The 15,253-nt window shown below is 73.1% G+C and carries 10 protein-coding genes; 8 read left to right on the forward strand and 2 right to left on the reverse strand.

The window, feature by feature from the left end:
• The first annotated feature begins 89 nt into the window (after positions 1 to 89).
• The 5 genes from DCW30_RS34175 to DCW30_RS34195 all read left to right on the forward strand — a co-directional run bounded on the left by DCW30_RS34175 (position 90) and on the right by DCW30_RS34195 (position 6,829).
• Positions 90 to 1,034: an LLM class F420-dependent oxidoreductase gene (locus DCW30_RS34175; RefSeq protein ID WP_076685624.1), complete on the forward strand. Its 945-nt coding sequence runs from the start codon at positions 90 to 92 to the stop codon at positions 1,032 to 1,034.
• 135 nt (positions 1,035 to 1,169) lie between these two features.
• Positions 1,170 to 1,967 (forward strand): SDR family NAD(P)-dependent oxidoreductase, encoded by a 798-nt coding sequence (locus DCW30_RS34180; RefSeq protein WP_076685625.1) that lies wholly within the window; start codon positions 1,170 to 1,172, stop codon positions 1,965 to 1,967.
• A gap of 144 nt (positions 1,968 to 2,111) precedes the next feature.
• A complete protein-coding gene (locus DCW30_RS34185; RefSeq protein WP_062780813.1) occupies positions 2,112 to 3,236 on the forward strand; it encodes an LLM class flavin-dependent oxidoreductase in 1,125 nt (374 codons plus the stop codon).
• Positions 3,237 to 3,590: 354 nt separating this feature from the next.
• Positions 3,591 to 5,330 (forward strand): N-acyl-D-amino-acid deacylase family protein, encoded by a 1,740-nt coding sequence (locus tag DCW30_RS34190; RefSeq protein ID WP_076685626.1) that lies wholly within the window; start codon positions 3,591 to 3,593, stop codon positions 5,328 to 5,330.
• A complete protein-coding gene (locus DCW30_RS34195; protein WP_076685627.1) occupies positions 5,327 to 6,829 on the forward strand; it encodes an aldehyde dehydrogenase family protein in 1,503 nt (500 codons plus the stop codon). The genes DCW30_RS34190 and DCW30_RS34195 overlap by 4 nt, the downstream gene beginning before the upstream one ends.
• 47 nt (positions 6,830 to 6,876) lie before the next feature.
• Here the strand turns inward: DCW30_RS34195 and DCW30_RS34200 are convergent, their stop codons facing one another.
• Positions 6,877 to 8,406 carry a CehA/McbA family metallohydrolase gene (locus tag DCW30_RS34200; RefSeq protein ID WP_076685628.1) on the reverse strand — a complete coding sequence of 510 codons (1,530 nt, stop codon included), beginning with the start codon at positions 8,404 to 8,406 and terminating at the stop codon, positions 6,877 to 6,879.
• Between the two features lie 293 nt (positions 8,407 to 8,699).
• Between DCW30_RS34200 and DCW30_RS34205 the strand changes: the two genes are divergently transcribed.
• Together DCW30_RS34205 and DCW30_RS34210 are read left to right on the forward strand one after the other, a co-directional pair.
• Entirely contained in the window at positions 8,700 to 9,593 is an 894-nt protein-coding gene (locus tag DCW30_RS34205) for an LLM class F420-dependent oxidoreductase (RefSeq protein ID WP_076685629.1), read from the forward strand.
• Positions 9,594 to 9,676: 83 nt separating this feature from the next.
• Positions 9,677 to 12,286, forward strand: a complete 2,610-nt coding sequence (locus DCW30_RS34210; RefSeq protein ID WP_076689186.1) for a bifunctional FO biosynthesis protein CofGH — start codon at positions 9,677 to 9,679, stop codon at positions 12,284 to 12,286.
• A 105-nt stretch (positions 12,287 to 12,391) separates the two neighbouring features.
• Here DCW30_RS34210 and DCW30_RS34215 read toward each other — a convergent pair whose 3' ends face one another.
• On the reverse strand, positions 12,392 to 13,804 hold the full coding sequence (locus DCW30_RS34215; RefSeq protein ID WP_076685630.1) for an FG-GAP-like repeat-containing protein: 1,413 nt from the start codon (positions 13,802 to 13,804) through the stop codon (positions 12,392 to 12,394).
• 329 nt (positions 13,805 to 14,133) lie between these two features.
• On the opposite strand from DCW30_RS34215, the gene DCW30_RS34220 reads away from it, so the two are divergent.
• Positions 14,134 to 15,252, forward strand: a complete 1,119-nt coding sequence (locus tag DCW30_RS34220; protein WP_076685631.1) for an ADP-ribosylglycohydrolase family protein — start codon at positions 14,134 to 14,136, stop codon at positions 15,250 to 15,252.
• The last annotated feature ends 1 nt before the right edge of the window (position 15,253 follow it).

A 15,253-nucleotide genomic window follows, 5' to 3' on the forward strand; every position in this document is an offset into this window, starting at 1 on the left:
CAACGCCGCCGCCCCTTGCCTGATACCCCGTCAGATACCACCATGGCCGCCAACCCCGAAGTCCCGCCGAGCGGAAGGTGGCGTTGGTCATGGGTGGTGTCCCGCAAGGGCGGCTCGCGTACGGGATGCAGTTGCCCGTGCAGTCGCAGAGCAGCCTCTACGCCGAACCCTGGGAGAGAACCGCAGGCCCGGAAGACCTCGCCGAGATCGCCCGCACAGCGGACCGCACCGGCTTCGCCTACCTCGCGGCATGCGACCACGTGGCCATCCCGCGCCGCCTCGCCGAAGCCATGAGCACCGTCTGGTACGACCCCGTCTCCACCCTCGCCTACCTCGCCGGCATCACACGCCGCGTCCACCTCATGGCCCACGTGGCCGTCGTCGGCCTCCGCCACCCCCTGGCCACCGCCAAGCAGTACGCCACCCTCGACCACCTCAGCCGCGGCCGCCTCATCCTCGGCGTCGGCGCGGGACACGTACGGGAGGAGTTCGAGGCCCTGGGGGTCGACTTCGAGCAGCGGGGCCCGATCCTCGACGAGAGTCTCGACGCCCTGCGGGCGGCACTCGGCCAGGACGAGTACCCCACCCACCACGGCGAGCGCTTCCACTTCGAGGGGCTCGGCCAGCTCCCCCGCCCCGCCCAGCCCCGTGTCCCCCTGTGGATCGGCGGCTCCTCGCCCGCGGCCCTCCGCAGGGCCGCGACCCGCGGCGACGGCTGGCTGCCCCAGGGCGACCCGAGGGAGAAGCTGCCCGCGCAGATCGAAAGGCTGAGGAGCCTGCGCGCACAGGCGGAGATCGACGAGCCGATCACGATCGGCGCGATCACCGAGCCGCTGTACGTCGGCGAAGCCGCCTGGCCCGTGGGCCGCCGCACCCTCACCGGGAAACCGGACGCCCTCGCCGAGTCCCTGCGCGCCTACCGCGCCATGGGCGTCGACCAGATCCAGGTGCGCTTCCGCAGCCGCACCCGCGCCGAACTCACGGACCAGATGGCGGCGTTCGCCACGGACGTGGCCCCACACCTCGGCGACTGACGCCGACACCCCACCCCCCGACCGGCACCCCCCGACCGGCACCCCCCCGACGCGCACCACCCGACGCGCACCACCCGACGCGCACCACCCGACGCGCATCACCGACACGCACCACCCGACACAAGGGAGCACGGCATGGGCAAGCTGGACGGCCGCGTGGTCATCGTCACCGGTGGCGCGCGCGGCCAGGGCGAGCAGGAGGCGCGGCTCTTCGCCGCCGAAGGGGCGAGGGTCGTCGTCGCGGACGTGCTGGACGACCAGGGCGAGGCCCTGGTCGAGGAGATCCAGGAGGAGCGGGGGAAGGAGGCGGCTGCCTACGTCCACCTGGACGTCGGCCGGGAGTCCGATTGGCAGACGGCCGTCACCACCACCAAGGAGACCTACGGAAAGATCGACGGCCTCGTCAACAACGCGGGCATCCTCCGCTTCAACGAACTGCTCAGCACCCCCCTGGCGGAGTTCAAGGAGATCATCCAGGTCAACCAGATCGGCTGCTTCCTCGGCATCCGCACCGTCGCCCCCGAGATGGCCGCCGCCGGCGGCGGCACCATCGTGAACACCGCCTCGTACACGGCCCTGACCGGCATGGCGTACGTGGGCGCTTACGCCGCCACCAAGCACGCGATCCTCGGCCTCACGCGGGTCGCCGCGCTCGAACTGGCCGGGCGGAACATCCGCGTCAACGCCGTGTGCCCGGGGGCCGTCGACACCCCCATGACGAACCCGGCCCAGCTCGACCCCACCGCCGACCCCGAGGAGGCCGGGGCGGCGGTCGCGGCGCTGTACAAGAAGCTGGTGCCGCTCGGGCGGGTCGGCGCGCCCGAGGAGGTCGCGGCGCTCGCGCTGTTCCTGACCGGCGACGACTCCGCGTACATCACGGGCCAGCCCTTCGTCGTCGACGGCGGCTGGCTCGCGGGGGTCAGCGTCATCTGACCCCGCCCCCGGACCGGGCGCGCGGCGGCCGTCCGGGCGACAGCCCTTGACGGTCCACGCCCCCGGTGGAACAGTCGACGCAGCACGATCTGACGGGCCGTCAGAAACCTGTCAGGGCAGACCTCTTGAGGACGGTGAACCTCCTTGGAATTCGGTCTCTTCGTACAGGGATACGTGCCCGCCGCGCGGGCCCAGGTCGACCCCGAAGCCGAGCACAAGGCGCTGATCGAGGAGACCGAGTACGTCATCCAGGCGGACAAGTCCGGCTTCAAGTACGCCTGGGCCTCCGAGCACCACTTCCTGGAGGAGTACTCGCATCTCTCCGCCAACGACGTCTTCCTCGGCTACCTCGCCCACGCCACCGACCGCATCCACCTCGGGTCCGGCATCTTCAACCCGCTCGCGCCCGTCAACCACCCGGTCAAGGTCGCCGAGAAGGTCGCGATGCTGGACCACCTCTCCGAGGGGCGTTTCGAGTTCGGCTCGGGGCGCGGCGCCGGTTCGCACGAGATCCTCGGCTTCATGCCGGGCGTCACCGACATGAACCACACCAAGGAGCTCTGGGAGGAGACGATCGCGGAGTTCCCCAAGATGTGGCTCCAGGACGAGTACGCCGGTTTCCAGGGCAAGCACTGGTCCCTGCCGCCGCGCAAGATCCTGCCCAAACCGTACGGCAGGTCGCACCCGGCGATGTGGTACGCCGCCGGGTCGCCCTCCTCGTACGCGATGGCGGGCAAGAAGGGGCTCGGCGTGCTCGGGTTCAGCGTGCAGAAGGTGTCCGACATGGAGTGGGTCGTCGAGTCGTACAAAACGGCCGTGAAGGAGGCCGAGCCGGTCGGCGCCTTCGTCAACGACAACGTCATGGTGACGTCCACGGCGATCTGCGCCGAGACGCACGCCAAGGCCGTGGAGATCGCGGTCGGAGGCGGACTCAACTACCTCCAGTCGCTGCTGTTCCGCTACCACGACACGTTCCCGCGGCCCGAGGGCATTCCCGAGTGGCCCGAACTGCTCCCGGCCTACAGCGAGGAGATCATCGAGCTGCTCATCGCCGAGGAGCTGATGATCTGCGGCGATCCGGACGAGGTGCTGACGCAGTGCAAGCGGTGGGAGCAGGCGGGGGCCGACCAGCTCAGCTTCGGGCTGCCGATCGGGATCTCGCCCGAGGACACGAAGAACACGATCCGGCTGATCGGGGAGCACGTGATCCCGAAGATCGACACGGATCCCGTCCACCGGACCACGAGGTTCCGCCGGGCGGGTGCGTGAGCGGCCGGGGGTGAACCGTTGATACTCCCCGGCTTCCTCTCCCGGACGGAAGCCGGGGTCTTTGCCAGACGGGAACTGGCCCCCGTGCCGCGGGCCGGGTCCCTTGCTCCGGGGCTTCGTCCCTGCCCCTGGGGGCTGATTCCCCTGGCCGGGGGCTCCGTCCCTGGTCATCGCCCTGCGGGCTCGTCCTCAAACGCCGGACCGGCTTGAGTGTCGGCCTGCGGGCTCGTCCTCACACGCCGGACGGGCTCCGCACCGCTTCGGCCCCCCGGGGCCACCGGGGTTGCCGGGCCCCGGCGTTATCCGTGAGACGCAACGCCGCATCGTTCGTTCTCTGGAAGGGATCGTCCCGTCATGCTCGACCACCTCATCAAGGGCGCGACCGTCGTCGACGGGACCGGCGCCCCCGCCTACGTCGCCGATGTCGGGTTGCGGGACGGGCGGATCGCCGTCATCGCCGAGCCGGGGACCGTCGCCGGGGAGGCGCGGTCCGGGGAGGACGCCCGGGGGCTCGTGCTCGCGCCCGGGTTCGTCGATCCGCACACGCATTACGACGCCCAGCTCTTCTGGGACCCGTACGCCACGCCGTCGCTCAACCACGGCGTGACGACCGTCGCCGGCGGCAACTGCGGGTTCACGCTGGCGCCGCTGCACCCGGGGCGGCCCGAGGACGCCGACTACACGCGGCGGATGATGTCGAAGGTCGAGGGCATGTCGTTGGTCGCCCTCGAAGAGGGGGCGCCCTGGACGTGGAACTCCTTCGGGGAGTACCTGGACGCCCTGGAGGGGCGCGTCGCCGTCAACGCGGGGTTCATGGTCGGGCACTGCGCCCTGCGGCGCTACGTGATGGGCCCCGACGTCGTCGGCGGGCAGCCCGGCCCCGCGCAGCTCGACGCCATGGTGCGGCTGCTGCACGAGGCGATGGACGCGGGGGCCTGGGGGCTGTCCACCACCCAGTCCTCGACGCACTCCGACGGCGACGGGCGGCCCGTGGCCTCCCGGCACGCCGGGCCCGAGGAGCTGCTCGCGCTCTCCCGTGCCGTCGCCGAGCACGAGGGGACGCAGCTCGAAGCGATCGTCTCCGGGTGCCTCGACCAGTTCAGCGACGAGGAGATCGAGCTGTTCGTCGGGATGAGCGTGGCCGCCGGGCGCCCCCTGAACTGGAACGTGCTGACCATCGACGCCGCCGTCCCCGAGCGCGTGCCGCGCCAGTTGTCGGCCAGTGCGCGGGCCAGGGACGCCGGGGGCCGCGTCGTCGCCCTGACGATGCCGATCCTCACCCCGATGAACATGTCGCTCGGCACGTTCTGCGCCCTCAACCTCATCCCCGGCTGGGGCGACGTCCTCGGCCTCCCCGTGCCGGAGCGGATCGCGCGGCTGCGCGACCCGGCGGTCCGCGCGGAGATGCTGCGGCGCGCGGACAGCAAGGAGGCGGGTGTCTTCCGGCGGCTCGCCCGCTTCGACCGGTACGTCATCGGCGACACGTACAGCGAGCGGAACCAGGGACTCACCGGGCGCATCGTCGGGGACATCGCGGCCGAGCGCGGGCAGGAGCCCTTCGCGTGCCTCGTCGAGATCTGCGCCGCCGACGATCTGCGCACCGTGCTCTGGCCGATGCCCACCGACAACGACCCGGACTCCTGGGCCCTGCGCGCCGAGACCTGGCGCCACGAGGACGTGCTGCTCGGCGGCTCGGACGCGGGGGCGCACCTGGACCGCATGTGCGGGGCCCCGTACACGACCCGGTTCATCGGGGACTGCCTGCGCGGCCGGAAGCTGCTCGGTCTCGAGGAGGCGGTCAAGATGCTCACCGATGATCCCGCCCGGCTGTTCGGGCTGCGGGAGCGCGGCCGGATCGTCGAGGGGTTCCACGCCGACCTGGTCCTCTTCGACCCGGAACGGATCGACGCGGGCAAGGCCACGCTCGTCCACGACCTGCCCGGCGACAGCCCCCGGCTGGACTCCAGGGCCATCGGCGTCGACGCGGTCTGGGTCAACGGCGTCGAGGTGATCCGCGAGGACGCCGTCACCGGAGCCGTACCCGGCAGGATTCTGCGCTCCGGCCGCGACACCAGGACGGTGAGCACCAAGTGAGCGTCCGCCCCGGCCCGCAGCGGCTGTTCATCGGCGGTGCGTGGGTGGAGCCCGACCACGGCCACCACGAGGTGGTCGACCCGGCGAGCGAAGAGGTCGTCGGACTCGCGCCCGAGGCGAGCCGGGAGCAGGTGTACGCGGCGGCCGCCGCCGCCCGCGAGGCCTTCGCGAGCTGGTCCCGCACCACTCCCGAGGAGCGGTCCGCCCTCCTGGCCCGCGCCGCCTCGGTCATGCGGCGCGACAGCGAGGCGCACGCCCGGCTGGCCCAGGCCGAGACCGGCGCGACGACCGCGACCGCGCGCGGCATGCAGGTCGCGGTGGCCGTGGCCCGCTTCGAGCGGTACGCGAAGGGCGCGCTCGAACCGCTGGAGCAGGCCCTGCCGCCGCAGATCAACCCGGCGGGCCCCATGGGGAAGGCGGCCGTCCTCGGCGCGCTCGCCGTGCGGCAGCCGGTCGGCGTCGTCACCTGCGTCACGTCGTACAACAACCCCTGGGCGAACGCCGCGGGCAAGGTCGCGCCCGCGCTCGCCATGGGCAACACGGTGGTGGTCAAGCCCGCCCCGCAGGACCCGCTCTCCGTCTACCGGATGGCGGCCGCGCTGGAGGAGGCGGGCATCCCGCCCGGCGTCGTCAACGTCGTCTCCGGCACGGACGTCGCCGTCGGCGAGGCGGCCGTCGGCTCCCCGGACGTCGACATGGTGAGCTTCACCGGGTCGACGGCGGTCGGGCAGCGCATCGGCGAGGTCTGCGGCCGCACGCTGAAGCGCCAGCTCATGGAGTTGGGGGGCAAGGGCGCGGCGATCGTCTTCGACGACGCGGACCTCGACGCGGCGGTGGCCGGCATCGGCACCACCTTCTCCTTCTACAGCGGCCAGATCTGCACCGCCCCGACCCGCGTCATCGCCCAGCGGCCCGTCTACGAGCGGCTGCTGGCCGAGCTGACCGCGTACATCGGGCATCTGCGGGTGGGTGACCCGCGGGAGCACGGCACCGTCGTGGGGCCGCTCATCTCGGCGGCGCACCGCGAGCGGGTCGAGTCGTACGTCGAGTCGGGCCGCAAGGAGGGCGCGCGCGTGGTCACGGGCGGCGAGCGCCCGACGGTGTCCGGTTCCGGCCGTGGCTTCTACGTCGCCCCGACGCTCATCGCGGACTGCGCCAGCGACATGCGGGTGGTCCGCGAGGAGATCTTCGGCCCGGTGGTCGCCGTCGTCCCGTTCGACGGCGACGACCCGAAGGACCCGAGGTCGGCCGAGGAGGCGGCCCTGGCCCTGGCCGACGACAGCGACTACGGCCTGATCGACTACGTCTACTCCGGCGACGTGGCCCGCGCTTTCCGCGTCGCCCGCCGCCTGCGGGCGGGCGGCGTCGGCGTCAACACGGTGGGCCGCAACATGGAGGCGCCGTTCGGCGGCTTCAAGCGGAGCGGCGTGGGCCGCGACGTGGGCTCGTACGCCCTGCACGCGTACAGCGAGACCCAGGCGATCGTCTGGCCGGGGTGAGTGGGCGGGCCGTCGCGGAAAAGTCCTTCCGCGACCGGCCCCCCGGCCTACTCGGCCCGGCCCAGGAACACCGGGTTCGTGAAGGCCGCCAGGGGGCCCGGGAGGCCCGGGGCCGTCGGCGGGTGGCGGACCTCGGCCCGGGCGTAGGCCGCGTACGACGCGGTCGTGCGCCACAGCAGCGTGCCCTCGCCGGAGGCGGGCAGGGCGGGGCCGGTGTGGACGACGCCCTGGTCGCTGACGAAGCGGGGGACGCACCCGGGGGCGCCGCGCACGTCGAGGCGGACGGTCACCGGGGTGTCGCGGTCCACGGACAGGCGCTCGCCGATGCCCGCGTGCTTGCCCTTGCCGCCCGCCGCGGTCAGCGTCAGCGCGACGTCCTTGGACTCGGCCACGTAGGAGTGGCCGCGGCGCAGGCCGTCCAGAATCGCCTCGCGGGTCAGGTCGTCGGCGAGGACCACCGTCTGCGGGCCGCCGACCGGGTCCGGCTCGCGGTGGGCGTCGCTGTTGCCCATCGCCGGGATCCAGGGCCGCCCACCGCGTACGGAGGCGACGAGCCGGCTGTCCCAGTCGGCGAGGGCCACTTCGTCGTCCGGGGTGTACGGGCCGTTCCAGGCCTCGATGACGTCCGCCTCGCCGAAGCCGAACTTCCAGTTGCAGCCGACGCAGGTGGCGTGCGGATGGGCGGGGACGACGAGGCCGCCCGTCTCGCGGATCTTGCGCGCGTACTTGCCGAAGCGGTTGTCGCGGGCACGGTAGCGCCAGTCGACGAACGTGCCGGGGTCGGTGCCGAGGGCGACCACGTGGCCGTTGCGGGTGGTGACCTCCTCGCCGACCATGATCAGCAGGTCGTCGCCCGCGTGCTCGGCCCAGTGGGCGTGCGCGGAGTGGGTGTTGTGCTCGGAGCTGTTGATGAAGTCGAGCCCGGCGGCGCGCGCCGCCGCGGCGACCTCGGCGAGGGTGCGTCTGCCGTCGGAGTGGACGGAGTGCAGATGGCAGTCGCCGCGGTACCAGGCGCGGCCCCGGCCCTTGGCCCGCTCGGGCGGGTACACCGGCCTCGGGGTCGTGCCGGGCGCCCCGTAGGTGAGCGTGATCGTCACCTCGTAGGGGAGGCCGTCGGGGGCGACGGTGTACGGGCCGAGGGCGATGTTCCAGGTGCCGGCGCGGACGCGGCCCGGGATGTAGCCGGGGGTGGCGTCGTCGGCGCGGAGGAAGAACTCCGTGCGGGCCCCGCCGGACCAGCCGCGGAAGCCGCGCCCGCCGAGTTCCGTGCCGCGCTCGTCGAAGACGCCGATGTCGAGCGCGTTGCCCAGGGTGCCCGCGGGCACGGCCGGCTTCTCGTACGTGTAGGCGACGCGGAGCTCGCTGACGCCGTGCGGCACCTCGACGGGCAGGTAGACGAAGTCGGGCGCGCCCGGCGGCAGCGTCCCGCGGACGGTCCTCGTCTCCTTGCCGCCGGCCGGTGCGCGCCGCCCGGCGCCGCTGGCGAAGTTCACGCTGCCCAACGTAAGCGCGGCGGCGGCTCCTGTCACGAACAGTCCTCGCCGGTTCATCGGCCGGTGTACGGCGTCCTGGCACATGCTGCGGCTCCCCGGAGTGTCGGTGGTGACGTGGGTGGTGCGTGCAACCCTGGTATTGAGCCGTGAACGGTGGCGCAAGGGAAGGTGATTGACGGACATGGGCGGCGTGTCGGATCTCCGGCGGGCCCGTGTCCACCGGCTGAAGGGTGCCGCAGGGGCCGCCTGGTGGCGCCGCCGGGCTCGCCCGAGTCGTCGGCTGAAAGGCAATCAGGGCGCGGCCATGGACCAACCGGCCCGGCGGGGATAGGAAGGGCCGAGGACGTGCCCCACCCCCGACGCCTCCGGAGGCGCCCGTGCGCATCTCGGCCACGCTGTACCTGACGGACGGCACGATCGGACCGGCCCGGCTCGGCCGTGAGCTGGAGGAGCGCGGCTTCGACGGCCTCTACGTGCCCGAGCACACGCACATCCCCGTGCCCCGCGAGACCGTCTATCCGGGCGGTGAGCTGCCGCCCGAGTGCGCCCGCATGCTCAGCCCCTTCGTCGCCCTCGCCCAGGCCGCCGCCGTCACGGAACGGCTCACGCTCGGCACCAACATCGCCCTGGTCGCCCAGCACGACCCGATCGACCTGGCCAAGCAGGTCGCGACCCTCGACCACCTCTCGGGCGGCCGCGTCACGTTCGGCGTCGGCTACGGCTGGAACCGCGAGGAGGCCGAGGACCACGGGGTGCCCTGGCCGAGGCGCCGGGCCGTGGTGCGGGACCGGCTGGCGCTGATGCGGGCGCTCTGGTCGGACCGGCCCACCGCGTACGAGGGGGAGTTCGGCTCGGTGCGGTCCAGCGAGGTGCACCCGAAGCCGTCCCTGCCGCCCCGCAAGCGGCTCGGCAAGGCCCCGCTGTACGGGCCGCGCACGCTGATCGGCGGCGCCGCGGGGCCGGGGCTCTTCGCGCACGTCGCGGAGTACGCGGACGGCTGGATGCCGATCGGCGGCAGCGGGCTGCGCGAGGCGCTGCCGGTGCTGCGCACGGCGTGGGCGGAGGCGGGGCGCGAGGCGGACGACCTGTACGTGGCGCTGACCGGCGTGACCCCGGAGCCGGGAAAGCTCGCCCACTACGCGGAGCTGGGCGTCGACGAGGTGATCGTGCAGCTCCCGGCGGCCGGGGAGGACGAGGTCCGCCGGGCCCTGGACGGCATGGGGCGGTACGTGACCCCGGGGAAGGACGTGACCTCACGGAAGCGGACGTGACCCCGCGGAACTGGCGCGGAACTGGCGAACGGCGTCAGAAGTGCCTCTACGGGACGCGTGTGCTCGCTCGTATGCTCGGGGACATGACCAACAGCGCGCAGCCACCCGAGGCCGGACGACCCACCGCGAACGCCATGCGCCGCGCGCTCAGGCGTGCCAGGGACGGGGTGGCGCTCGACGTGACCGAGGCGGCCGTGCTGCTCCAGGCGCGCGGCGAGGACCTGGACGACCTCACGGCCTCCGCGGCGCGGGTGCGGGACGCGGGTCTGGAGGCGGCGGGGCGGCCCGGCGTCATCACGTACTCCAAGAGCGTGTTCATCCCCCTCACCCGGCTCTGCCGCGACAAGTGCCACTACTGCACCTTCGCCACCGTGCCCGGCAAGCTGCGCCGGGACGGCCACGGCATGTTCATGTCCCCGGACGAGGTCCTCGACATCGCCCGGCGCGGCGCCGCACTCGGCTGCAAGGAAGCCCTGATCACCCTCGGCGACAAGCCGGAGGACCGCTGGCCGGAGGCCCGCGAGTGGCTGGAGGCCGAGGGGTACGACGACACCATCGCGTACGTCCGTGCGATCTCCATCCGCATCCTGGAGGAGACCGGGCTGCTGCCCCACCTCAACCCGGGCGTCATGACGTGGACGGACTTCCAGCGGCTCAAGCCCGTCGCGCCCAGCATGGGGATGATGCTGGAGACGACCGCCGAGCGGCTGTGGAGCGAGCCGGGGCAGCCGCACCACGGCTCGCCCGACAAGGAGCCCGCCGTGCGGCTGCGGGTCCTGGAGGACGCGGGGCGCTCGTCGGTGCCGTTCACCAGCGGGCTGCTCATCGGGATCGGCGAGACGTACGAGGAGCGGGCCGACTCGCTGTTCGCGCTGCGGCGGGTGGCGCGGGCGTACCACGGCGTCCAGGAGCTGATCATCCAGAATTTCCGCGCCAAGCCGGACACCGCCATGCGCGGCATGCCCGACGCGGAGATCGACGACCTGGTCGCCACGATCGCCGTCGCCCGGCACATCATGGGGCCCTCGGGGAACATCCAGGCGCCGCCGAACCTCATCGCGGGCGAGTACGAGCGGCTGATCGGGGCGGGCATCGACGACTGGGGCGGCGTCTCACCCGTCACCATCGACCACGTCAATCCCGAGAAGCCGTGGCCGCGGGTGGAGGAGCTCGCCGAGCGGTCGGCGGCGGCCGGGTTCCGGCTCGCCGAACGGCTCTGCGTCTACCCGGAGTTCGTGCGGCGCGGCGAGCCGTGGCTCGACCCGCGGCTCCTGCCGCACCTGCGCGCGCTCGCCGACCCGGAGACCGGCCTCGCACGGCCCGGCGCGGTGGTCGAGGGCCACCCCTGGCAGGAGCCCGACGAGGGGTACGTGGCCTCGTCCGGCCGCACCGACCTGCACCGCACCATCGACACGGACGGCCGCACCAGTGACCGCCGCGACGACTTCGACGAGGTGTACGGCGACTGGGAGGCGCTGCGTGAGCGCGCCGCGCCCGGCATGGCGCCCTCCCGCATCGACGGCGACGTGCGCGCGGCCCTGAAGCGGGCCGCCGACGACCCGACGAAGCTCACCGACGACGAGGCGTTGGCGCTGCTGCACGCCGACGGGCCCGCGCTCGACGCGCTCTGCGGTGTCGCCGACGACATCCGCAGGACGGTCAGCGGCGACGACGTCACGTACATCGTGACCAGGAACATCAACTTCACCAACGTCTGCTACACCGGCTGCCGTTTCTGCGCCTTCGCCCAGCGCAGGACCGACGCCGACGCCTACACCCTCTCCCTCGGCCAGGTCGCCGACCGCGCCGAGCAGGCGTGGGACGTGGGGGCCGTCGAGGTGTGCATGCAGGGCGGCATCCACCCCGATCTGCCGGGCACCGCCTACTTCGACATCGCGCGGGCGGTGAAGGAGCGCGTGCCGGGCATGCACGTGCACGCGTTCTCGCCGATGGAGGTCGTCAACGGCGCGGCCAGGACCGGTCTGTCGATACGGGAGTGGCTCACCGCCGCCAAGGAGGCGGGGCTCGACTCCATCCCGGGGACGGCCGCCGAGATCCTCGACGACGAGGTCCGCTGGGTCCTCACCAAGGGCAAGCTGCCGACGGCCACCTGGATCGAGGTGATCGAGACGGCGCACGAGCTGGGCATCCGGTCCTCGTCCACGATGATGTACGGGCACGTGGACCAGCCCCGGCACTGGCTCGGCCACTTCCGGACGCTGGCGGCCGTGCAGCGCAACGCGCTGGCCAAGGGCGTCGGCGGCTTCACGGAGTTCGTGACGCTGCCCTTCATCCACACGAACGCGCCGGTCTACCTGGCGGGCATCGCCCGGCCGGGGCCGACCACCCGCGACAACCGGGCGGTGACGGCCATGGCGCGCGTGCTGCTGCACCCGCACATCCCCAACATCCAGACGAGCTGGGTGAAGCTGGGGCAGGAGGGCGCCGCCGAGATGCTCCGGTCCGGCGCGAACGACCTGGGCGGGACCCTGATGGAGGAGACCATTTCCCGCATGGCAGGCTCCAGTTACGGCTCCTACCGGTCCATCGAGGACCTCGTCGCCATCGCGGAGGCGGCGGGCCGGCCCGCGAAGCCGCGCACGACGCTGTACGGGGAGGTGCCCGAGGAGCGGCAGCGCGCCGCGGCGGCCTCGGACGGGCACCTGCCGGAGCTGCTGCCGCTGGCGGACTGAGAGGCTCCGGCAACGCGACGGCGGCCGGGGGCGGCTCGAAAGCCGCCCCCGGCCGCCGGGCCGCAGTGGGTCAGAGGGAACCGGTCCTCACGAGGCCGCCGGGCCTCAGTGGCCCAGGAAGACGCCGAACTGCACGCCGCCCTTCTCCCGGGCGCCGATCGCCGCCGGGCCGAACGAGTCGATGCCGGTGGTGGTCAGGCCGCTCGCGGAGCCGCGCAGGTGCCAGACAGCGCCGGAGTCGGCGTAGGCGCCGTCCTCGCCGGGCGCGCCCACCGTGAGGTCGGCCTTGCCGTCCTTGTTCGTGTCCGAGAGCAGGACGGTCGCGCCGAACTTGTCGCCCTTCTCGGAGGCGCCGGGGACGCCGGCCTTGGACTGGTCGAAGGCCTGGGCGCCGGTGCCGGTCAGGCCGGTGCGGGAGCCCTTGAGGATGACGACGCTGCCGGCGTCGGCGGTGGTGCCGATGTCCTCGTTGGGAACGCCCACGGCCACGTCGGCGTAGCCGTCGCCGTTCACGTCGCCCGCGGTGATGGCGGTGCCGAACTCGTCGCCCTCCTCACCGGCCCCGGGCACGCCCGCGGTGTCCTGGGTGATCTTCGTGGTGCGGTCCGAGAGGCCGGACGCCGAGCCGTAGCGGACGCGGACCGTGCCCTTCTGGTACGGCATGTCCTCGAAGTTGCCGCCGATGTCGCGGGTCACGAAGTCGCCGTAGCCGTCGCCGTCGATGTCCGCGACCGCTCCGCCGAGGGAGGGCGCGAGCTTCTGCGGGGTGGTGGCCACCCCGTTCTCGCCGCCCTTCCAGAGCTTGCTGTCGTACGCCGCCTCCTCGAAGCCGTGGCTGGTGACGATGTCGTCGGCGCCGTCACCGGTCACGTCGCCCGCGACGAAGTCGCCGGGGCCGAAGGTCTGGCTGGTGACGACCTGCTGGCTGCTCGCGGCCTTGCCGTCCCGCGTGAACGGCCCGTACGCGATGGTCATGCCCTCGTCGTCGTTCTCCATCGGGTCCTCGGGCTCGGGGTACTCGGCCGTGACCAGGTCCCCCTTGCCGTCGCCGTTGAAGTCACCGGCGGTGATGCCGCCGCCCGACGTGGCCAGCGTGGTGCTGCCCGAGCCGGTGAGGCCCTGGGCGGAGCCCCACAGGACGACGGCCTTCTTGCCGCCGTTGACCGCGAGGTCGGTGTAGCCGTCACCGTCGAGGTCGGCCGCGGCCGTCCGGTTGCCGAAGTGCCCGCCGTCCGACGAGGAGCCGGGCACGCCGGCCGTGGCACGGCTGATGGTGACGGCGTTCGCCTTGTCGGGGCCGGCGGCGGAGCCGTACACGATGGAGACGCTGCCGGGGACGTCGCTGTCATACGCGCCCGGGGCCGAGATGGCGAGGTCGGCGTATCCGTCCTTGTTGAAGTCGACCACCGGGGTCTTGGCGGCCCGTGGGGCGGCGGACGCGCTTCCCGCCGTGGCGGCGATGGCGAGCGGTGCGGTGAGCGAGGCGACCGCGACTGCGGTGATGAGACGACGACGCACGTGCTTGTCCTCCTGTGGGGAAAGTGTGTGGCACAGCTAGAGACGTGCGTCGCGCGAATTCGGTTGTACATTCCAGGGACTTTTATGGTGCAGGCCCCCTTAACTGCCGGTTCACCACAGAGGGGTTGGCCGCCCCGCGGAGGCCGTCCACCGCCTCGTCGAAGGGGTGGCGGGGGCCGTTCGTAGCAGCTGCGAAGCTTCCGTGAACGTCTTCCAAAAGCCGCCTCAAGGGCGACTCTTCGCATACCACTTGACGTCTCAACCGATCGTTCGCAGTCGATTACAGTGCTGCGCAGTCGCACCCGGTCGAGGCACGGAGGGAGGTCCCGGTGGGCACTGCAGCAGCCACCGGTGTCTGGGGCCGCGCCGAGCAGCAGGACTTCCGCAGCCGGGTGCGCGGCACGCTCCTCGGTGCCGCCGTCGGCGACGCGTTCGGGGCGCCCCTCGACGGGCTCTCCCTGGACGGCATACGCGCGGAGCACGGCGCCGACGGCCTGGTCGAGCCGGTGCCCGCTTACGGCAGGCGCGGCGCGGTCACCGCCGCCACCCAGCTCACCCTGTTCACGGTCGACGGGCTGATACGCGCCCAGGTGCGGCGCGACACCGGCGCCTGGCATCCGCCGACCGACCTGCACCGCGCCTACCGCCGCTGGGCCGCCACCCAGAGCGACTGGGGCCCCGACGAGCGGCGCGACGAGGACGGCTGGCTGGCCCGCGAGGAGTGGCTGTACGCGCGGCGCGGCCCGTCCCGCGCCTGCCTCCTCGGGCTCGGCAACGACGTCATGGGCACCCTGGAGACCCCCAAGAACCCGGCTGAGCGGGGCCCCGAGGCCGCCGTCAGGTCCACGCCCTTCGGGCTGCTCGTCGGCTGGGAGCCGCAGCTCGTGCTCCAGCTCGCCGTGGAGTGCGCCGCCCAGACCCACGGCCACCCCTCCGCGACCCTGGCGGCGGGCGCCCACACCGTCATCCTGCACGGCCTCGCGCGCGGGGAGTCCCTGGACGGGGCGATCCAGCGGGCCCTCGCCCTGCTGGCCTCCCGGCCGGGCCGGCAGCCCGTCACGGACGCCCTGCGGCACGCCCTGGGCGCCGTACGCCAGGGGATGCCCACGGCGGCCCGGGTAGAGGAGCTGCTCGGCGACGGGGCCGCCGAGGGGGCGCTCGCCGTCGCGGCGTACTGCGCCCTGGTCGGCGAGGACATCCGCCACGGGGTGCGGCTCGCCGTCAACCACGGCGGGCCCTCGTCGGCGACGGGCGCGCTCACCGGGGCCCTGCTCGGCGCGCTGCACGGGGAGACGGCGCTGCCGCCCGGCTGGCTCACGGAGCTGGAGGGCCGGGCGACGATCCTGGAGCTGGCGGACGACTTCGCGATGGAGATGACCCAGGGCCCCGCCCTGCACGGCCCCGCGGTCTCCTCCCCGGGCTGGCTCGCCCGCTACCCCCGCGCCTGAG

The sequence above is a fragment of the Streptomyces alfalfae genome (assembly GCF_004127445.1).
GTDB lineage: Bacteria > Actinomycetota > Actinomycetes > Streptomycetales > Streptomycetaceae > Streptomyces > Streptomyces alfalfae.

Bases quoted from the DNA above. Each gene is read 5' to 3' on its own strand.
- DCW30_RS34175 (WP_076685624.1), top strand. From the start codon at position 90: ATGGGTGGTGTCCCGCAAGGGCGGCTCGCGTACGGGATGCAGTTGCCC.
- DCW30_RS34180 (WP_076685625.1), top strand. From the start codon at position 1,170: ATGGGCAAGCTGGACGGCCGCGTGGTCATCGTCACCGGTGGCGCGCGC.
- DCW30_RS34190 (WP_076685626.1), top strand. From the start codon at position 3,591: ATGCTCGACCACCTCATCAAGGGCGCGACCGTCGTCGACGGGACCGGC.
- DCW30_RS34200 (WP_076685628.1), bottom strand. From the start codon at position 8,406: ATGTGCCAGGACGCCGTACACCGGCCGATGAACCGGCGAGGACTGTTC.
- DCW30_RS34210 (WP_076689186.1), top strand. From the start codon at position 9,677: ATGACCAACAGCGCGCAGCCACCCGAGGCCGGACGACCCACCGCGAAC.